Source organism: Paraburkholderia sp. BR10141 (assembly GCF_056155635.1).
Genome location: NZ_JBMIQH010000060.1, coordinates 1 through 19,180 on the forward strand (window position 1 = coordinate 1; position 19,180 = coordinate 19,180).

The window sequence follows — 19,180 nt, forward strand, 5'->3', positions numbered from 1 at the left end:
CCTCAAGCTTAATCCGCGTCCCTTGAGGTGCGGCAGGTCCATACATGATGTCTAGGTAGGGGTAATCGAATGAAAGATCCTATGAAGCCCGGCCGCCTCGACAACCTGGTCGACGCCTAAAATATGTGCGTCGACCCAGGCCGATAGGAGAGAATCATGCGCGCAGAACCAGCGTACACAACGGTTACAGAGCAAATCGTGCCTGCGGTGTCGCTTGAGCTTGCCGCGGCCAAATGGAAGGTCGCGCTACACGACGGGCAGCGTTGCCGGCCAGCTGTGCATCTGTGACCGAGCGAGACGCTGCGGGGCGGCTGCAGGCCGTGCTGGACCTCATCGAGCGGCACAAGGCCACGTGGATTCTGGCGCCGGATGTGCGTGTCGTCGTCAGCTACGAAGCCGGCCCGGATGCGTTCTGGATCTATCGCACGCTGCGGCCTCGCGGGATCGAGTGTCATGTGATCGATCCCGCGAGCATCCCTGTTGAGCGCCATAAGAGGCGCGCGAAGACCGACAGGCTCGACGCCATCAAGCTGGTGATCAACCTGCGCGCATGGCTGCGTGCCGCCCGCCCCCGCGCTGCCGACCTCGGCTGGCAGCGCGTTCTTCATGTAGCCGGTCGCCGCAGGAACCGCCGGCGTCCTGAAGTCCGGACCGACCGCGCAGCCTGCGAGCGCAAAGGCCAGCACTGTCGCCGCCCCGCATTTCCCGTAGGGGTGGTTGAATGTGTTAGCCATGGTTATGCCTCTTCTGCGGCCGGTTTGTTCGCCAAGCGTTTTTCGACGAAGCGTTCGAGGACCAGGTAATGGGTAGGCAGGATATAGAGCGTGAGCAGCGTCGCGATCCCGAGGCCGCCGATGACGACTGTCGCAAGACCCCGCTGGACGTCGGTGCCCACCCCGGTGGCGAGCGCAGCCGGCAGCATGCCCACCGTCGCGACCGTCGCGGTCATCAGCACGGGCCGGAACTGTTCGAGCGCCCCGGTCGTCACCGTTTCGCGTAGTGGCAGGCCTTGCCCGCGCAACCGGTTGATGTTCGACACCATGATGATCCCGTTCTGCACCGCGACCCCGAACAGTGCGATGAACCCCACAGCGGTCGCGTTATTCAGCGTCTCGCCGCGGATGTTCAGTGCGACGAGGCCACCGAGCGTCGCGAGCGGCACGACGCCGAGCACCAGCAGCGCCTGGCGCGAATTGCCGAAGTTCGCGATCAACAGCGTGAGCATCATGCCCATCACGATCAGGGAATGAAACCGCGAGACGCTTCTGCGCGCGCTGCTCGTTCTCGAATGTACCCGCCCATTCGAGGTGGTACTTCTCGTGGTCGAAGTGAACGTTCGCATCGATCTTCCGCTACGCTTCGGCGAGGTAGTCCGACAGCGCGCGGTCGCGGTTGTCGACGCGGATCGTCACCTCGCGTTTGCCGAACTCGTGCGTGATCGTGCTTTCGCCTATCTGCAGCGAGATCTTCGCGACATCACCGAGAGGGACCTTTGCGCCAGACGTCGACGGCAGCGTCAGTTGCTCGAGTGCTCCCCGGTTCGTCACCGAGGCGTTCGGCACGTGCAGTGTCAGGTTGTAGATACCGGAATGGCGGCCGCTATAGGGTCGGCCGGTATCCGCACGACATTTATTCTGCATCCCTGATTATCAACAACGACCGGATTGACCAGAACACGGCCAGCCTGCTACTTGCGCAGCGCCCGTCACTATCAATAGAGGCATGACATGAGCGTACCTGTCGCATCTTCCTTCCCTGAGTATGCACGCGGTGGTGCCCCCCGTATCCGATGCGCAACAGCCATTGCGCGACCGGTTGATCGCAGCCGGCCTGCTCGTCGACACCGGCGAAAACGGCCTCTATGGACACTACCATATCTACGAAGGCATCGTCGAACGCCTGACTTGGCTGATATCCAGCATGGCTGCGGACCAGCATCCGGAAGTTCTGCGCTTCCCGCTAGCGGTGCCACGCAAGGACTTCGAAGACAGCGAATACTTGAAGAACTTTCCGCACCTCGCCGGCACGATTCACGCGTTCTGCGGTGATGAGCGAGAGACCATCGGCGCCTGTTGCGGGCGCTCAACGACGTGCCATCCGATCCCGGCGACGAGCGAAGCGACGCCTGGCTAGCCCAGCAAAAGCCAACGCGCGCTGTGCTCACACCCGCTGCGCGCTATCCGGTCTATCCGGTCATCGCGCGACGCAGCCCGCTACCAGAAAATGCGCTCACTATAGATGTGCTGTCGTATTGCTTCCGTCACGAATCTTCTCTGGACCCGACGCGCATGCAAATGTTCAGAATGCGCGAGTATGTGCGGATTGGCTCGCCAGAAGATGTTCAGGCTTTTCGCACGACGTGGATCGAACGCGGCCATGCACTTACAGGTATGTTACGCCTGCCCGCCGAATTCGACGTCGCGAACGACCCATTCTTCGGCCGCGGCGGCAAGATCGTCGCGGACAGTCAGCGCGCGCAGCAGTTGAAATTCGAACTGCTGATCCCGGTAACGGACCCGCAGCGCAAAACCGCCTGCCTGTCGTTCAACTATCACATGGACCACTTCGGTCGGATATGGAAACTGCGTTGCGCGAATGGCGCCATCGCGCACTCGGCCTGCATCGCACTCGGAATGGAGCGGCTCGCACTTGCGCTGTTGCATCATCACGGGTGCGACGTCGATGCATGGCCCGACGACGTGCGTCAACTACTCTGGGGCGATAGTCACGAGCGCATTGCTGCTGAACTAGAATGCTGGCGACAGCCGGCTGACGCACCCGGAAGTGATGTCAACGGCGACGAAAAACAACGAATCTATTGATGACGCGGAGGCGCTCATCCTGCGGGCAGGTCACGATGATGAAAGCGTCCAGGATGTTCCAGGATCGCCTTCACGCTTGTGGCCGCTGGCGATTTTCGATGACCGAAATTTGTCGGCGAGGACGAATTCGCTCTTTCACAGTCGCCGGTTCGGTGCGGCCGGTCTAATCATGCGCTATTTGTAGGGAATCCAACATCATTGTTCGATAGCCGACGCAGGTGCGCGACGCAATTTGACTGACGCCAACGCGTCATTAGCGTCTGTACTGGCGGTTCCGGGCGTTTGCGCCCCACATGGCCTGGAAGGTGCTTGGAGACGAATCACGCGCAGTGAAAGTGCGGTTCATGGTTGCCTGCCGACAGTGGCGCGAGTCGCAGGACTGAAACCCTGGTAACTTTTTGGAAAGGATCAGGTCTTGTCCAAAATGAAGAAGGTGCTGTGTAACGGTGTGCTGATTGCTATGCTAATCGGGGTGGCGGAAAATGCCGCCGCCGCGCTGGAACATGAGTGCGTTCCGGTCGACGCGTTTAGTGCTGTCTTCTGTTCAATCATTGGGGACGGCGATAAAGGAGAGGCTTTCCGCAGCAAGAAAGTGAGTTACTGCAGTGGCCCCACCTAGCGGATGACGCAACAACCGGGTTCTGGCAAACGTTCGTCATAAAATGTTGGCCGTTCGGAAGGGGCCATGGATCTCGAAAGCGAACGCACACAGTTGAGAAGAGTTCACCGGGGTCTGGTTCGCGCACGATTTCGGATAGCCGCCCAGGAACGCGTTCTCGAAGAAATGCGGAATGATGGTCATGCTACCGACATGACCCGTCCGATGAAGCTGTTATCGGTGGGCTTGCCCGGACGGCTGAAGTCGATCTGTACCTTGTAGTGGTACGCCCACATATCTAGCAGGACGGCCGGAGAACTCGCTGCCGTTATCGGCGAGCAGGCATCGCGGCGCCCGACGTTGGGCCACCAACCGGTTCAGCACGGACACAACGTCCTCTGCACGCAGGCGCTGTCCGACTTCAATGGCAAGTGCCTCACGGCTGAAGACATCCACGATCGTCAAGGCTCGCAGGCAGATGCCATTGGCGAGTTGATCGGCCACGAAATCCAGACTCCAGACCTCGTTGGGGCGCGTCGGCGCGCAACGCTGACGGCGCGACACCACCATCTTGCGTCGTTTGGGCAACTTCGAGCGTAACTGCCGCTGTTCTTCAGCGTAGAGCCGGTAGATCCGGTTGCGGCTCACGCGCCAGCCTTCGGGTTTGAGCAGTCGTGAACGCGTCGGTAGCCATACCGCACGCGGGTCTGGGTCAATCTCACGCATGTGCTGCCGAAGCGCCCTCTGCGGATCCTTGACGCTGCGATAGTAGTGCGTGCTGCGCGCCTGCCGCACCAGACGGCACGCCCGCTGCGTCGGAAGACCGAGGTGATGCATGACGTAGGTCACGGCCTGTCTCTTCAGCGCGTGCAGGGCCACTTTTTTGTGGCGATATCCTGCAGGATCGCCTTGTCCAGACTGAGCTCCGCAGCCAGCTTCTTGAGCCGCGCATTCTCGTCCTGGAGCTGCTTCAGCTCACGCACCCTAGTTCGACTCCTGGCCCAGATCTAGCTTCTTCCAGCGGTAATACGTCTGCTCGGATCTCCCCAGCTGCGGCCACGTTCTGCTCCACCGAATACTGATTGCGTTTCCTCGCCAACCTCCCGTGTCATGGGGAAAATTGCTCCGAAACACTAACACTCATTTCTGTCCAGGATTTCGACGGCAGATCAGCCTCCCTGCCGAGGTATATCTCCCTGTCCGCTCGCAAATTCCTGTCAAGGAAGAATGCTCATGAAGATTGTGTTGATTGGCTACGGAACCATTGCATCTGCACTTATGCCAAACTTGCTCAGTGAGTTCGGGGGCGGAATTGAAAGCCTTAAGGTAATAGATCCATATGGCGCCCAGAGGCTCAGCGCTGATTTCGATTTCCCTGTAACTTGGGTGGCGGCGAGCGTCGCTAAGGAAAATCTTGAAGACTTGCTGAGCGACCTGGATTCCGACTCCTTTGTAATCAACCTGTCCGTCAATGTCTCAAGTGTCGACCTGGTTTCATTTTGCCAGCAGAAAGAAACAAAATATATTGATACATGCATTGAACCATGGGCCGGACATTATGTAAATGCAGATGCAGAGCCTGCAGAGCGTACCAACTACGCCCTCAGGGAAGCCATGCTTACGTTGAAGGCTAAATGTCAAGATGGCCCTACAGCTATCGTAGCGCACGGCGCAAATCCGGGTTTGGTGTCTCATTTCGTAAAGCGGGCACTTCTGAATATTCGGGATGATATTTACGGAATAAGCCAGCCAATCCCGCAAACTCGTCAGCAGTGGGCGAAGCTGTCTGCTGATCTAGATGTGAAAATAATCCATATTGCGGAGCATGATACCCAGATTGCAAAACTGCCTAAGCGGCCTGGCGAGTTTGTAAATACTTGGTCAATTGATGGGTTTATTGGCGAAGGTTGCCAGCCTGCTGAGTTAGGCTGGGGGACTCATGAACTTCGCTTACCGCCAGAGGGGAAGCGGCATACTACAGGCTGCAATAGCGCGATCTATTTGAACCGCCCGGGCGCCTCGGTCAGATTGAAAACCTGGACTCCTGCTTTTGGCCCATGCTTAGGCTTTTTGATCACTCATAATGAAGTTGTTTCTCTGTCGGATTATCTAACGTACTTTGAAGGTGAGCGAGCCGCTTATCGGCCTACGGTCAATTATGCTTACCATCCTTGCAATGACGCTATACTTTCCATTCACGAGCTTAGTGGTTGTTCTTGGAATCCACAGGCACAAGGGAGAATTTTGCAAGGACCGGATATCGCCTCGGGAGGGGATTATCTTGGCGTGCTTCTGATGGGGCATAAGAAAAATGCATATTGGTTTGGGTTCTACATGGAGAACTCGGTTGCTCAAAAGCTCAACCCTGAAAGCTCTGCTACCTCTTTGCAAGTCGTGGCCGGTGTTATAGCAGGCATGAAATGGGCAATTGCTAATCCACGTTGCGGGATCATTGAAGCGGAAGAGATGGACTTTAGCTTCGTGCTAGATAATGCAAAGCCCTACTTAGGCGAAATGCTGGGGGAATACACTGATTGGAGTCCTGTGGAAGAGGATAAAGGGCTATTTTCCACTGCTTCGTCTGATAAGTGGCAGTTTCAAAACTTCATGGAATAATTGCAGGGAGCGCAATCATGAGCTATTTAAAATCGTCAATCGGCTTGAAAAGTTATGACTGGTCTTCAGTTGAGTTACTTAAATATCTGACTCCCGAACGCATCACCGGATCTAGGGATGTCATAAAATCACGGCAAGAACACTTTTGGCATGACATGAGCGCTGAGTTTGATTCCAAGCACTTCTTGATATATCTCATGAATCGAAGTGATTTACAGCTGAGCGATGATTTCTTAGAGTTCGCATGCCTCTGGCATTTGGATGAACAAAACCACTATAGAGGTCTTCGAAAGATCAATAGTGTGTTGTATGGTTTCCGAGAAGAAGATATCGACAAAGAAATCGAATCCAGACAGCCGGAATTTGAATCGATTTCATCCTTCATGGTTGATGAATTCACCATATTGACGTCAATTGCATTCGATGAAGTTACTAGCACTCGGGCTTATAAGCAGGACTTCAAGCTTTTTGATAGTCTTGGGCCTGATTGTCTGTCCGCATGGATTCGTAATGCTACTAAAGATGAAGCGGCGCACTACGGCAACGCTATGAAGCTTTTGAAGAAAAACCACTCATCTCGGTTTGGCGAGCTTCCAGCAATCCTTGACAAAATAGTTGGCTTCGAAACTTCTGATGGTTTCGGATATAACAATACATTTATTTTTGATCATGTTACCGATGACTTCTCGAATGAGCTATTGAACGATAGCAAAAATACGATTCTTGAGGTTCTCGGGAGCGAGAAATGACCTGGTTATATTTTGCCCTTCTGGCACCGCTGCTTTGGAGTCTCTCATATATTGTTGATAAGTTTGCAATCACTAATATTGCATCCAGTTGGATTTCGTTCATTTTCTTGCTGAGCATCGGGAATATTTTTTTTGCGATGGCAATTTATGCCTATTTCCGGCCCGCCGATCTAGACTTATATATGGTGGTGATAAATATATGCTCTGGTCTCGCAATATTTCTACAATACTTTGCATATAGCTACTCCTTGGGGGATATGGATGTATCGGTTGTGATTCCGATTCACCAATCTGAACCAATATTTGTATTGGCCGCATCAGTGCTGATTTTTCATGCCATTCCGACATCTAGGCAACAGACTGGCTTCGCTTTGATCGTCGTTGGTATTCTAATACTATGCATGTCTAGGCAGACGATTGGTGGATTGGGGCACCCCCGGCACGTAGTCGTGTTGCTAATTTCTGCTTTTTTGGGAGCTGTCTCGACTGTAATTTCAGATGAGATATTGAAAGTCACGAGCTTGCACTCGGTGCTGATTTTCAACTTTGCTGGCTATGCCCTTGGTGGGATGTTGCTTTTATTGGTTCCGAAATGGAGAAAGCTCATCATTGATGATCTAAAAGTTTTGAACTATAAGCAAATCGGAATTTTCGGGGCGACGAACATCTTTGATGTTGGGGGCTATGTATTCTTCATGGCCGCTCTGGCTGCGGGAGGCGGTGCAGCTTTGGTTTCGGTAGTCGTCAGTATCCACCCGCTGTTCGTTTTGGCTTTTGGGTTCCTGGCAACGAAGCTGTTTCCAAAATTTATCGCCGAGGATATTTCTCCCGGAGGCGTAGTTAGAAAATTTTTCTCAATCATCGTGATCGTGGTAGGAGTAGCAGTGATATCACTCCAGGACATGTGAGAGAGACTCGAAAAAACATCATCTGTTAAGAGTCGCTAACACAAGTCATCCACGAAGCATGAACAGATAACGGCATCGCTGGATGGTCGAGCGCACGCATGCATGGTTTGCCGGCTTCCGCAAACTGCGGAATTGCTTTGAGCGCCGTCTCGACATTCATGTTGCGTTGCTGTCCCTTGCTGCTGCCTGCCATTAGCCAACGGTGCAACCAGAAGCCGTCGCGGCCCGCCTCATAGCAGCTCACCACCAAGGTGTCAGGGTGCAGATGACAGCGAGCTTTGGCTTTCGCGATAGCGGTCAGGACGGAAGCGGTGTCGCCGGCCGCTACCGTGCAACGGCTGGGAGCACGTACGCCATCACCGAGTGACAGCTTCCAGTTCTTTTCGCCCAATTCAAAGGCGACAAACAGCCTGCAGGTGATCGCGGTGTCCTGTGCGTCCAAGGTTCTTTCGGGTGCGGCCATTTGCGTGCTCCTTCCGGAAAACGGTTCAGATCAACCGTTTTACTCCTGGGGGCTTACGCGGGCTGTTCCTCATAGACAGTATGACTTTCGCTGCGCACGAGGCTGACCGCCGCGCGGAGGTGAAACGCGGGTTAGCACGCATGCCAGAGCCGCAAGAGTATGGTCTAAGCCAATACTCGACAACCTGTTTCCGGCACGGAGGTCAGCGTGAATAACGATAGCACGGTGTTTGTCGGCCTGGATGTTCACAAGGATTCGATCGTGGTCGCGTATTCTGTCGGGTTTGGCGAAGTAGAGGCCCTCGGCAAGATTGCGCCTCGAGCCAATGATATCGATCGCTTGTGCAAGCGCATGCAGTCAAAAGCATCGAACGTATTGTTCGTCTATGAGGCCGGCCCCTGCGGCTACGGCCTTCATCGCCAGTTGACGGCAAAGGGCTACCCCTGCATGGTCTGCGCGCCGTCACTGATTCCCCGCAAGCCCGGCGAGCGGGTCAAGACCGACCGCCGCGATGCAGCGAAACTGATACGCGCGCTTCGAGCTGGAGATCTGTCGCCCGTGCACGTGCCCACCGTCGAGGACGAAGCGTTTCGTGACCTGGTCCGCACCTGGGGCGCCGCCAAACAGGATCTGAAGCAGGCCAGGCAACGCCTCAAAGCCTTCCTGCTCGCCCACGACGTGCGCTATACCGGCCGCGCCGACTGGGGGCCTGCACACCGGCGCTGGATCAGCGGCTACTCGTTCGATTCGCACTGGCAACAGCTTGCGTTCGAAGAATACCGCCGGACCATTGAAGACCGTCTCGCGCAGTGCGAACGACTCGAGACGGCCTTGCGCGAGATGGCGCCACAATGGCGTTTCTATCCGGCGGTCAAAGCGCTCCAGGCGCTACGTGGCATTCAGTTCACCAGCGCCATCGGCTTGCTTGCCGAGCTCGGTGATCTGTCACGCTTCGATCACCCGCGGCAGCTAACTGCATGGCTTGGTCTGACGCCATCCGTACATTCCTCGGGCCAGAGACGCAGGCTGGGCAGCATCACAAAGGCCGGCAACGGCCATGCGCGTCACCTGCTGGTTGAAGCGGCATGGTCGTACCGTCACCATTGCTCGACGTCATATGCCTTCACCGGGGCGTCATAGTCGACGTGCTCGCTCTCGCGTTCTGAACGCTGCCGTCGGAGAGACAGATCGTTGAATGCCTCTATCGTCGGTATGCTTCGTGGCCGTGTACGTCGACGTTACAGGCGGCCGCCCTCAGCAGATTCACCGAAAAGCGATCGGCGCTCAGAAAAAAGCTTGCGAGACTGGATCGAGAAATGGAATGAACGCCTCCCACCTACCGTCGAAGCTACAAAGCATGGTGGATTCTTGCGACGGTAACCGATCATCAATCGGAGGATGTTATGAAACTCACGCCAGTGGGAGTGGACATTGCAAAAAACATCTTTCAGGTGCACTGGGTCGACTCGGATTCCGGTGAAATCGTCAGCAAACGTATCAAGCGGGCAAGGTTCCTCGAGCATTTCGCAAACCGAGAACCTTGTCTGATCGGCATGGAAGCATGTGGCGGAGCGCACCACTGGGCGAGACAACTTGCGAAGATGGGCCACCAGGTGAAGCTGATGGCGGCCAGATTCGTCAAAGCCTTCAATATCGGCAACAAAAGCGATCCGGCCGATGCGCGTGCAATCTGGCTTGCGGTGCAGCAGCCGGGGAAAGCGGGTTCCGTGAAGACCGAAGTTCAGCAGGCCGTGCTGGCGCTGCATCGCATGCGGCAACAACTAATCAAGTTCCGCACAATGCAAGTGAACTGTCTTCGGGGTTTGCTCGCCGAATACGGCGAGGTGATGGGAAAAGGTCGCTGTGCGCTCGATAAGGCCATGCCGATAGTGCTGGCAACAGTCGCAGAGCGATTGCCTGCGGTACTGATCGACACACTCAGAGAGCAGTGGAACGGCTTGAGCAAGCTTGATCAACAGATTGCCACGATCGAGCGACGTTTGCGGGCGTGGATGAAAGAGGACAAGGCGAGCAAGACCATTGCTGCCATACCCGGCGTAGGCCTGCTCACGGCAACCGCCGCGGTTGCGACCATGGGAGACCCAAAGTCGTTCAGATCGGGCCGCGAATTCGCGGCCTGGCTCGGCTTGGTACCCCGACAAACGGGCTCCGGCGGCAAGGTGGTCCTGCTGGGAATCAGCAAGAGGGGCGATACCTATCTGCGGACCCTTCTGATTCACGGCGCACGCGGCGTGCTCTATAACTCAAAGGACCCGGGAGCATGGGTCGAACGCATCGGGAAACGGCGACCACCCAACGTAGTGCTTGTAGCGTTGGCAAACAAGATGGCCCGAACAATCTGGGCGATACTTGCCCATGATCGGCAATACGAACAGGGCTTCACGAGCATGAAACCTGCGTGAACGCACTCCGGATCACACGGAGAGCGCGTCGACTCTCCACCGTGGGAAGACAACTCGAACAGAAAGGTTGCGTTGGCAATTGAGTGTGATGACGAACCAGGTCGGACCGTGACTTGCTAAACCTGCATATGACTCGGAGCTCCGAGCTCTTACGGGAAATGAGGGGCGAGTCAGCGGATTTCATCGGGACCCGCAGCCTGTGAGGCTGCAATGAGGCCGAATATAAAGCAGCAACCCAACCTAGGTGATGTCGGAGCACACAAAAGCCTCGCAAAAGGGAGGCGTTCATATAAGGTCATATCAGCATCTCGTCGTTATTTCTGGAAAGCCCCTCCGCAATGGTAGCTTTGTCGACTATCGGGCGTCGGCATGACATATCCGCCGACAATTTCGACGCTGTCGAGCGCGATGCACCCGCCCGACTGCGTCTTGGCACCGCTCTTGCATGCTTTCCGGCGCCACGCGCGCCCTTTGGATGCCGCTCCAGATAGCGGCAATAACCTCGAAGCGGGATGGCTCGAGGCTCCCGCGTTGGGACAATTGCTCGTCAGGCAGGTCGACTCGTTTGGCCACAGATCAAAATAGAGTAATATCTTTAAGGAAAGCGATATGGAAATGCAAGAGAAAGTAATGGGGGATAGGGATCATCGCGCGTGGGTAGGTCCGCCTGACTATTACGATCGCTTAGGTGCCGTGCAGTTTGTTACGTTGCTTCTGCTGGGCTTGAGAGAGGATCACTTTTTATTAGATATCGGATGTGGGTCGCTTCGTGGCGGCAGGTTTCCTTTGATATACCTCAACCCTGGTCGCTATTTTGGCCTTGAGCCGGAAGAATGGTGTCTTCTGCAAGGCATCGAGGCGGAAGTTGGTTCTGCACTCATTAGTTTAAAGCGAGCCCAATTTTCATTAAACGCAAATTTCGACGCATCCGTTTTCAATTGTCAGTTTGACTACATAATTGCCGCCGGAATCTTTATGCACGCGAGCATGACACAGATTGAAACGTGCCTAACATCAGTGTCTCGGAGTCTGCGATCTAATGGAAAATTCGTGGGGGCTTTTCTGGCTGGAGACTCGGACAGCATCGGCACAGAGTGGTCATATCCAGATGTTCAGTTTTACAAGGCTTCGACTCTTCGTTCACTGTCTGAGCAATGCGGGTTAGACTTCACTCTCATCGATGCTCCCCACCCGCTGGGACATCAATGGTTTGCTCTGACACACATAAAGGACCAGCGACACATTAATCATCACCTTGGATTAGATGCCTTCTCGTGGGAAGAATATCTTTCAGTTCAATTATTGAAACGAGGGATATCTCCCAAGAGTCGCGAAGACTATTTGCGTTATGATCTAAGCAAGATTATTCGAAGCGACGATGAATCTGTTGTTCCGCAAGCGAAATTGTCATCATTCTGGCAACAAAAATCGTCAGAGAACTAGTCGCCGCAGTCCCGGCAAATTTTATTCCGTTCCGAGCGTCGACGCCGAACTGCCCGGCTTTGAACGGGGGCCCCTGGACCGCGAGCTGTACGAGAGACGGCTTCCATGGCTGGCCAGGCATACGCGCTACCACATGCACTTCACGCCGAGCTACTCAAGTTGGTTGAATCAGGTTGAACGCTGGTTCGGCCTGGTTATACCGCAGGCGATCCGTCGAGGGTCGTTCAGGAACGTGCGCCAACTCGTTGCCAGCATCGAGCGCTGTATCGAGCTGTACAACCAACACGGCCGGCCATTCGTATGGACCGCGACCGCCGATTCAATTCTCCAGAAAGTGGCTCGGCTATGCAAAGTTATTTCTGGGACAGAACGCTAAGTCTCGGAACCAGTTTGTCTACCCGAGTAGACCAGTTGAAATGCCCAATTGGTGTACCTAGAGTCGGGTCGTGTACTAGCTGCATTCAGCTAACAGGGGAACAAGTGAATGAATATGGAAGCCGGGTGGGCAAACTGCGTGATGCACTGCGTCGCGCCAATATCGATGCGGCGTTGGTTAGCGACCCTGACGCAGTGGCCTACTTCGGGGGCTTCTGGAACTATCTGGGCGTTGAGTTCGGACGCCCTACTCTGATTGTGATTTCCCAGGATCGTGAGCCGGTCTTGATCACGCCGTTGATGGAATCTGAAATGTGCGGTCTGATGACTTGGATCAAAGATATCCGTCCCTGGGCCGATGGTGTTGGTGACGAATGGCGAACGCCGCTGCGAGAGGTACTGCAGGCTTCGAGGGCGAAGCGAGTGGGGATCGAGCTCACGAGAATGCCGCCTCTCGTTTCCGCTGCACTGCCCGTCGACGCAGGCAGCTTGGTCGATGTGGGTCAGATCATTCTTGATCTGAGGGCGATCAAGTCAGAAAGCGAAATTGCGATTATGCGGCACGCTGGGCAGGTAGCTGTTGCGATGGTCGAGGCCGCTAAGGAGGTCATCAGCGCGGGCGTCCCGGAGTACGAGATTGCGTTGGCAGTCATTGCCGGAGGCACCCGAAAAGCCGCTTCACTCCTCGATGAACACAAGGATAGATTCGTTTCACCGACGATCTATAACCTTCAAATCCTCCAGTCCGGACGCGATGTCTGTCTTGTGCACCGTCGATCCTCCGTTCGAACAATGAAGCGTGGAGACCCGGTCTATCTGTGCTTCTGTGGTATCGCAAACTTCAAGAACTACAAGCTCGGATTCGACCGCGAGTTTTTCGTCGGATCTGTGACTGATGAGCAGGCGCGGGTTTATGACGCTGCCGTTGCGGCGCAGCAAGCCGCACTCGCGCAAATCAAACCGGGGGTGCGCTGTGAAGATGTCAATGCTGCCGCTGAAGAGGTCTATCGGGGCGCAGGATTTGCCCCGGGATATCGGACGGGACGCTCGATCGGCTACTCGTTCCTTGAATCACCGGAGCTCAAACGCGGCGAGCAGCGGACCCTGGAGGCCGGTATGACCTTCGCGGTCGACGGTGGCATTACTATCGAAGGAGAGTTTGGTGGGCGGGTAGGAGATTCGATCGTCGTGACGGCGGATGGGTTCGAATATCTGACCGATTACCCGCGCAATCTGACGGTGGTGTGAGCGCCATGGACGATCTAGTTACCATATCTCTTTGCCAGTGGTGATCCTGCGAGCACGAATTCTGTGAGCAGTCCACGCGGGATAATCCGCGCCGGTGCTGGATGACGCGTACCTGTTCGGGTATGACGTCCAGTTGGTCGACGGCGATCTCAACCAGCGCAAGGCCGTCGTGCGTGCGGAAGCGCTCCGTTTCACGCAAGTCATGCCGCACGAGCTCCGCGCGACAGATTCGGGTCTAGTGTTCCGTCCCAGATAACTTTACATAACCGAGCCACTTTCTGAAGGATGATCATGAGGCGAACCTCTGTAATGCGGTATCCAACCCGCGGATATCAGTGTGATCCACCGTCGAGACTTGCTGCTGTGCCGCCCTCAGGAAATTCATGCGACAATGCAATAAACTGAAAACTAGTGTCGCGATTGACACGCAAAGTCATATCAGTACCAACACTCACCAGCGTAATTCTAAAGGCTTCGGCCCGCGTGAACAACTGCGCTGCAAACAGTCGTCATCCCACGCGCCGGCGCGAGCCGCAAATGCAGGATTTCCGGGATCCACGCCAGCACGCAGGTATTCCTGTTGCGCTTCGGTCCGATCCGTCAGCACTTCGCGTTGCCCCAACAGCGGATGCAGGCGGCCATCGGGAACAACCCAAAGCAAGATTGTCCGCATAGTACGTCTGGGCAGACGTGCAATTCTCCCTCATAGGTCAAAAAGGATGTCTTACTTTTGTGGCACATTTGAAATCGGCTTTGCGAACTTGACAGGGTGACTGGAAGTAGGCGAGTGGTTACTATCGTCGCTCGCTGGCTGGGACCCTGATGTACCGGATCAAGATCCTCACGGACTCGTGCCTGTGGCACGCGAGATCGTTTCTCAGGCAACCGAATTTCGATTCGTGCAGGCGTGCTCAACCGCATGGCGGCACTCGCTCGCCCGTAGTCCGTTCTCACTGCCTGAGATCGAGTACATGGAGGTCACCTTGTCCTTGCGCTCGATTTATGCAACAACGCGGCTGAAAGAATGAATGAACGCGTCCCACCCGTGAATGTGAGAGCAGAAGTAAGGTGGACCCTCACGGGCCAACGGCATCGATGTGCCCAAATGGGAAATGCACGCATTTCCCGGCAACCGGAGGATCCACGATGAACAGTATGGCGGTGGGCGTAGACGTAGCCAAGCTCGTTTTCCAGTTGCATTACGTCGATCTGGAGACTGGAGAAATTGTGAACAAGCTGATCAAGCGGGCGAAGTTCCTTGAGCACTTTGCGAATCGTACGCCGTGCCTCATAGGAATGGAAGCGTGTGGCGGTGCGCATCACTGGGCACGTCAGCTAATCAAGACGGAACATGACGTCAAGCTGATCCCGGCTGAATTTGCCAAGGCTTTCAACATTCGAAACAAGAGTGATGCTGCTGATGCACGCGCGATCTGGTTGGCGGTTCAGCAACCAGGCAAGCCAGTTGCGGTGAAGACGGAGACGCAGCAGGCGATGTTGGCGCTGCACCGGATGCGCCAGCAACTCATCAAGTTTTGCACGATGCAGGTCAACAACCTGCGTGGATTGCTGACGGAATACGGCGAGGTGATGGGCAAGAGCCGCCGTGCTGCGCTTGACAAGGCGATTCCAGAGGTATTGGAACGGGTTGCCGAGCGACTGCCAGCAGTTGTGATCGACTCACTTCGCGAGCAGTGGAACGGACTGACGAAGCTCGATGAGCAGGTCGCGCAGATTGAGCGTCGGATGCGGGAGTGGAAAAAAGAGGACAAGGCGGTCAAGGCCATCAGCGAAATCCCAGGCGTGGGATTGCTGACCGCGACAGTAGCCGTCGCGACCATGGGCGATCCGAAGGCATTCAGTTCAGGCAGAGAGTTTGCGGCATGGGCCGGTCTTGTACCCGGGCAAACGGGTTCCGGAGGCAAGGTGATCTTGCAGTGCATATCGAAGCGCGGAGACACATACCTGCGCACCCTGCTAGTTCACGGCGCGCGATCGGTCCTGGAGCACAGGAAGGAGCCTGGCCCGTGGGTTGAGCAGATGCTCGGGCGCAGACCCAAGAACGTCGTAGTCGTCGCTCTGGCAAACAAGATGGTGCACACAATCTGGGCGGTACTTGCTCACGACAGGCCATATTGCACGGACTACGTCAGTGTAAAGCCCGTCTTAAAAAGTGCTCGTGAAATAGAAGTTCAATGCTTCAACACAGGGTGAACGTCGTCGAGAAAGTTGCGCAGTAATCGATTGTGATGACCAGTCAGGTAGGACCTGGGACTTGCTAAACCTGCATACTGTCTTGAGCTTCGAACTCGCGGTAAGAATGAGGAGCGAGTCAGCGGATTTCATAGGGGCCCGCAGCGGCTATATCGGCTGCATGAAGGCCGGATAGAGAGCTGCAACCCATCCTGTCAGTCTGAACAAACGAAAACTGTTGCAAAACGGGACGCGTTCATAGAGGCAGTATGGCGGAAATGCTAATTATGGCGATCAGGTCACGAGCGTCTGCCGATATGATTTTATGATTTCGCAGTCTAGACTCATCAAGTCATGGCGGTACGTGCGGCAGGATCGCGAGCGCGGTAGTGTGCATAATTTTTGCTTCCTTTCGGTATCTGGAAATCAGCGGCCTGCGCTGCCCCGATAACCAAGGTGCGGCGGTTTGCCAGAGACATTCCGAACCGCGCGCGGGATTGGTGCGCCGGCAGGCTACGATTCGCGGTGCGATGTGAAGTATGTACGGTTGGGGCTAACCGCTTTGGGATTTAACAGTCCAATACTGCCAATGTTACGGCAACGGATGGGGAAGCTTGGTCACGCTGTAGCAGGCGACCATTCTTCTAATGCCTCACTCCGAGGGAGATATTTTGATGGGACGCGTTGCAAAAACAAAGCTGTCAAGTGCCGGCGCCGTGGACAAGATATCAGGAGTCCGCTATCAGATGTCGGAGATTCACCGGACGTTACGTGATCGGATCTGCACTCTGTATTACCCCCCCGGCACGGTACTAGGGGAGACGACACTTGCGGATGAATTCCAGGTCAGTCGCACGCCGATCCGACAAAATCTTCAGAGGCTCGAGTATGAAGGCCTCGTGGAAACCAAGAATGGCGTTGGCACGATAGTCAGGGGCGTTGATCTTCGAGAATACCTTGACACTTACGCATTCTGGCTAAGATTGAGCGAGATACTTGGCGACTTCTGTTCTCCAGCATACGCTCCCAAAGCGCTTGAGCGGATGCGAGGACTGGCCCTGAGAGCGAGGGCTCTGCAACACGAGCCGCCGAATTTCGAAGCATTCTGGCAGATCCTCCATGGGTTGCATTCCGTAACCAATGGTCTGATAACGAACGGGGAAGTTCGCCAAACGCATGACCGTTGTTACTTGCTAGCATCGCGGCTTCGGCTCAATATCGTCGAACTTTCATGGGACGATGAGACTAAGAACCTCCACAGAGAACTGGAGGAATGTTGCTTGGCGCTTCGCGCTGGGGACACGCACGCTCTTGGACTAGTACACCGGAACTACATCTCATTCGGTCGCGCGCGTATCACTCGTTCGAACTCATAGTTTGAGCAGGTCGTGTAGTTGGTACGGTGACGCAGCAGTTCGAAAGTTTCCAAATTTTCTTTTCCAAAGCGGAAGCTTCATCCGCACCCTGAATCCGGCAGTAGCCCGTGTGCTCAAACGTCTGCATAACCTGCTCGATATAATCCTGACGTGCGTGCGCTGGTATGTGGCGTATGGGCTGAGTATGCGGTATCTCGAAGAGATGATGGCTGAGCGTGGCATCGACGTCGGTCACTCCACCGTGCATCGCTGGGCCCTCAAGCTGCTGCCAGTCTTGGAGAAAACGTTCCGGCGTGACAAGCGTCCGGTCCGCACGAACTGCCGCAGGGACGAGACATATATCAAATCAAGGGCCAATGGAAGTATTTGTATCGTGCCGTCGACAAGGCCAGCAACACGGTAGACTTCCAGTTGCGCGCTTGTCGCGACAAGGCCGCCGCCCGGCGCCACTTCGAGCGATCGATCGCGAGAAATGGCGAGCCCGAAACAGTAACCATCGACAAGAGCGACGCCAATCTGGCCGGGCTTGAGGCCATCAATGGTGAGCGCGACACGCCGATCAAGATCCGCCAGACAAAACGTTTGAACAGCATAGTCGAGCGTGATAACCGCGCCGTGAAGCGCAACGCTCTACCAATGCCCGGGTCCAGGAATTTCCACTGCGCGCACATCCAGCTCAGCGGTATCGAGTTCATGCGCATGATCGCCAAAGGGCAGATCAACGACGGCGACATCCAAATGAGCGCAGCTGAGCAGTTGTACTACTCGCTGGCAGCGTAACCAATCCTCATTATATCGGAAACTACCTTCATCAGTTACCCTTATCGCGACAGGGCCCACAAAACTGGCCCGAACTCCACCGATCGAGCGCGCCCCGGATGCAGGCACCCACCTCGCCACCTACGCCAATGGAGCGGCGATCGCGGCAATCCTGAGGCACCAATCGTAACGACGCCCATCTCGTTCCGCTGATCGAGGTCGTTGTGCCGATCTTCGGGAGGCGCGGGCGGCCTTCGAGCCGCCGCTAGCCGCGTCTATGCCGACCGGGGTTACGACCACGACAAATGCCGACGCGCTCTTTACGAACGCAGTATTCCCACCCGCGCGACGCAGCCACCTGCATGACAGTGCCCTCGGAAAAGTCCGATGGGTCGTGGAACGTACACATGCCTGGCTGCGTAATTTCGGCCATCTACGTATTCGCTTCGAGCGGCGTCTCGACATTCTTGAGGCGTTCCTCAAATTCGGATGTTGCTTAGAACGGCGAACACAAGTCATCCACGAAGCGCGAGCAGATAACGGCAAAAGCCAGGGAGAGCAACGCGACATGAATGTCGAGGCGCCGCTCGAAGCGAATGCGCAGTTTGCCGAAACCTGCGAACCAGGCATGCGTGCGCTCGTCAACCCAGCGATGCCGTCCAAGTCGCTGCGTGCTATCTCCGCCTCTTCGGGCGATGCGAGCCGTGATTCCACGCTGCCTGAGGTAACGCCGACAGCGGGCAAAGTCGTAGCCCTTGTCTGCATGCAGTCTGCCCGGGCGTTTGCTAGGTTGGCCATTCAGGCCGCACACTGCCGGGATGGCATCGACTGTTCGCTCGAACGCCATCGAGTCGTGCCGGTTGGCCCCTGTGACCGTGACGGCAAGCGAAACGCCCCACGCATCTACAACGATGTGCCGTTTCGAGCCGAGCGTGCCCCGCTCTGTCGGGTTGGGGCCAGTTTCTGGCCTAGGGGCTGGAAACGCTGGCTGCATCAAGGCTCGCCCGTTCCCAATCAATCTGTCGTGGTCGCGCAGTCGGCGTAGCATTGCCACCTTTGGGCGACGGCGTGAATGCCGGAATTGACGGTTCCAGCGCCGCCCACAACTCGTTACTGATTTCTCGTCTAGCCATGCCGCCTACGGCTTGATGTCTAGACATCATGTATGGACCTGCCGCACCTCAAGGGACGCGGATTAAGCTTGAGG

At 55.7% G+C, this 19,180-nt stretch carries 13 protein-coding genes and 10 pseudogenes; 18 read left to right on the forward strand and 5 right to left on the reverse strand.

Annotated elements, in window-relative coordinates; all coding sequences use genetic code 11:
- The first annotated feature begins 320 nt into the window (after positions 1-320).
- Positions 321-803 carry a hypothetical protein gene (locus ACOJB8_RS39040; protein ID WP_475017545.1) on the forward strand — a complete coding sequence of 161 codons (483 nt, stop codon included), beginning with the start codon at positions 321-323 and terminating at the stop codon, positions 801-803.
- Here the strand turns inward: ACOJB8_RS39040 and ACOJB8_RS39045 are convergent.
- Together ACOJB8_RS39045 and ACOJB8_RS39050 are read right to left on the reverse strand one after the other, a co-directional pair.
- On the reverse strand, positions 737-1,228 hold the full coding sequence (locus ACOJB8_RS39045) for an efflux RND transporter permease subunit (protein ID WP_475017546.1): 492 nt from the start codon (positions 1,226-1,228) through the stop codon (positions 737-739). The two genes, ACOJB8_RS39040 and ACOJB8_RS39045, sit on opposite strands and share 67 nt — an antisense overlap.
- A 124-nt stretch (positions 1,229-1,352) precedes the next feature.
- Positions 1,353-1,640 carry a hypothetical protein gene (locus tag ACOJB8_RS39050; protein ID WP_475017548.1) on the reverse strand — a complete coding sequence of 96 codons (288 nt, stop codon included), beginning with the start codon at positions 1,638-1,640 and terminating at the stop codon, positions 1,353-1,355.
- A 121-nt stretch (positions 1,641-1,761) separates the two neighbouring features.
- Here ACOJB8_RS39050 and ACOJB8_RS39055 point away from each other — a divergent pair.
- Positions 1,762-2,822, forward strand: a pseudogene (locus ACOJB8_RS39055) (amino acid--[acyl-carrier-protein] ligase).
- A gap of 415 nt (positions 2,823-3,237) precedes the next feature.
- Entirely contained in the window at positions 3,238-3,441 is a 204-nt protein-coding gene (locus ACOJB8_RS39060) for a hypothetical protein (protein ID WP_141710944.1), read from the forward strand.
- Between the two features lie 203 nt (positions 3,442-3,644).
- Here the strand turns inward: ACOJB8_RS39060 and ACOJB8_RS39065 are convergent.
- Positions 3,645-4,473, reverse strand: a pseudogene (locus ACOJB8_RS39065) (IS3 family transposase); the annotation flags it as partial.
- 180 nt (positions 4,474-4,653) lie between these two features.
- Between ACOJB8_RS39065 and ACOJB8_RS39070 the strand changes: the two are divergent.
- The 4 genes and pseudogenes from ACOJB8_RS39070 to ACOJB8_RS39085 all read left to right on the forward strand — a co-directional run.
- The gene (locus ACOJB8_RS39070) at positions 4,654-6,036 is read left to right on the forward strand and encodes a saccharopine dehydrogenase C-terminal domain-containing protein (RefSeq protein ID WP_475017550.1); all 1,383 of its coding nucleotides are present in this window, start codon (positions 4,654-4,656) and stop codon (positions 6,034-6,036) included.
- Between the two features lie 17 nt (positions 6,037-6,053).
- A complete protein-coding gene (locus ACOJB8_RS39075; protein WP_342922259.1) occupies positions 6,054-6,785 on the forward strand; it encodes a hypothetical protein in 732 nt (243 codons plus the stop codon).
- Positions 6,782-7,693, forward strand: a complete 912-nt coding sequence (locus ACOJB8_RS39080; protein WP_475017552.1) for an EamA family transporter — start codon at positions 6,782-6,784, stop codon at positions 7,691-7,693. Before ACOJB8_RS39075 ends, ACOJB8_RS39080 begins: the two co-directional genes overlap by 4 nt.
- A gap of 70 nt (positions 7,694-7,763) precedes the next feature.
- A pseudogene (locus tag ACOJB8_RS39085) lies at positions 7,764-7,889 on the forward strand (IS5/IS1182 family transposase); the annotation flags it as partial.
- Here ACOJB8_RS39085 and ACOJB8_RS39090 read toward each other — a convergent pair.
- Positions 7,887-8,156: pseudogene (locus ACOJB8_RS39090) on the reverse strand (IS110 family RNA-guided transposase); the annotation flags it as partial. The pseudogenes ACOJB8_RS39085 and ACOJB8_RS39090 sit on opposite strands and share 3 nt — an antisense overlap.
- 207 nt (positions 8,157-8,363) lie before the next feature.
- On the opposite strand from ACOJB8_RS39090, the pseudogene ACOJB8_RS39095 reads away from it, so the two are divergent.
- The 11 genes and pseudogenes from ACOJB8_RS39095 to ACOJB8_RS39145 all read left to right on the forward strand — a co-directional run.
- A pseudogene (locus ACOJB8_RS39095) lies at positions 8,364-9,278 on the forward strand (IS110 family RNA-guided transposase); the annotation flags it as partial.
- Between the two features lie 281 nt (positions 9,279-9,559).
- Positions 9,560-10,579 carry an IS110 family RNA-guided transposase gene (locus ACOJB8_RS39100; protein WP_069269290.1) on the forward strand — a complete coding sequence of 340 codons (1,020 nt, stop codon included), beginning with the start codon at positions 9,560-9,562 and terminating at the stop codon, positions 10,577-10,579.
- A 609-nt stretch (positions 10,580-11,188) separates the two neighbouring features.
- On the forward strand, positions 11,189-12,022 hold the full coding sequence (locus tag ACOJB8_RS39105; RefSeq protein WP_141710954.1) for a class I SAM-dependent methyltransferase: 834 nt from the start codon (positions 11,189-11,191) through the stop codon (positions 12,020-12,022).
- A 106-nt stretch (positions 12,023-12,128) separates the two neighbouring features.
- Positions 12,129-12,398: pseudogene (locus tag ACOJB8_RS39110) on the forward strand (transposase); the annotation flags it as partial.
- 104 nt (positions 12,399-12,502) lie between these two features.
- Entirely contained in the window at positions 12,503-13,645 is a 1,143-nt protein-coding gene (locus ACOJB8_RS39115; protein ID WP_475017555.1) for a M24 family metallopeptidase, read from the forward strand.
- A gap of 459 nt (positions 13,646-14,104) precedes the next feature.
- A pseudogene (locus ACOJB8_RS39120) lies at positions 14,105-14,285 on the forward strand (IS6 family transposase); the annotation flags it as partial.
- 146 nt (positions 14,286-14,431) lie between these two features.
- Positions 14,432-14,588: pseudogene (locus tag ACOJB8_RS39125) on the forward strand (IS5/IS1182 family transposase); the annotation flags it as partial.
- A 203-nt stretch (positions 14,589-14,791) separates the two neighbouring features.
- Positions 14,792-15,859 (forward strand): IS110 family RNA-guided transposase, encoded by a 1,068-nt coding sequence (locus ACOJB8_RS39130; RefSeq protein ID WP_475017557.1) that lies wholly within the window; start codon positions 14,792-14,794, stop codon positions 15,857-15,859.
- A 725-nt stretch (positions 15,860-16,584) separates the two neighbouring features.
- A complete protein-coding gene (locus ACOJB8_RS39135) occupies positions 16,585-17,214 on the forward strand; it encodes a GntR family transcriptional regulator (RefSeq protein WP_475017559.1) in 630 nt (209 codons plus the stop codon).
- Between the two features lie 79 nt (positions 17,215-17,293).
- A protein-coding gene (locus ACOJB8_RS39140; RefSeq protein ID WP_475017561.1) for an IS6 family transposase occupies positions 17,294-17,994 on the forward strand; the annotation gives its coding sequence in 2 pieces (ribosomal slippage) (positions 17,294-17,561 and positions 17,561-17,994; 702 coding nt in all).
- A gap of 60 nt (positions 17,995-18,054) precedes the next feature.
- Positions 18,055-18,472, forward strand: a pseudogene (locus ACOJB8_RS39145) (transposase); the annotation flags it as partial.
- Here the strand turns inward: ACOJB8_RS39145 and ACOJB8_RS39150 are convergent.
- Positions 18,470-19,030, reverse strand: a pseudogene (locus ACOJB8_RS39150) (IS5 family transposase); the annotation flags it as partial. The pseudogenes ACOJB8_RS39145 and ACOJB8_RS39150 sit on opposite strands and share 3 nt — an antisense overlap.
- Between the last annotated feature and the right edge of the window lie 150 nt (positions 19,031-19,180).

Coding starts and splice junctions, on each gene's coding strand:
- ACOJB8_RS39045 (WP_475017546.1), bottom strand. CDS start 1,228: ATGATGCTCACGCTGTTGATCGCGAACTTCGGCAATTCGCGCCAGGCG.
- ACOJB8_RS39050 (WP_475017548.1), bottom strand. CDS start 1,640: ATGCAGAATAAATGTCGTGCGGATACCGGCCGACCCTATAGCGGCCGC.
- ACOJB8_RS39070 (WP_475017550.1), top strand. CDS start 4,654: ATGAAGATTGTGTTGATTGGCTACGGAACCATTGCATCTGCACTTATG.
- ACOJB8_RS39075 (WP_342922259.1), top strand. CDS start 6,054: ATGAGCTATTTAAAATCGTCAATCGGCTTGAAAAGTTATGACTGGTCT.
- ACOJB8_RS39080 (WP_475017552.1), top strand. CDS start 6,782: ATGACCTGGTTATATTTTGCCCTTCTGGCACCGCTGCTTTGGAGTCTC.
- ACOJB8_RS39100 (WP_069269290.1), top strand. CDS start 9,560: ATGAAACTCACGCCAGTGGGAGTGGACATTGCAAAAAACATCTTTCAG.
- ACOJB8_RS39105 (WP_141710954.1), top strand. CDS start 11,189: ATGGAAATGCAAGAGAAAGTAATGGGGGATAGGGATCATCGCGCGTGG.
- ACOJB8_RS39130 (WP_475017557.1), top strand. CDS start 14,792: ATGAACAGTATGGCGGTGGGCGTAGACGTAGCCAAGCTCGTTTTCCAG.
- ACOJB8_RS39135 (WP_475017559.1), top strand. CDS start 16,585: ATGTCGGAGATTCACCGGACGTTACGTGATCGGATCTGCACTCTGTAT.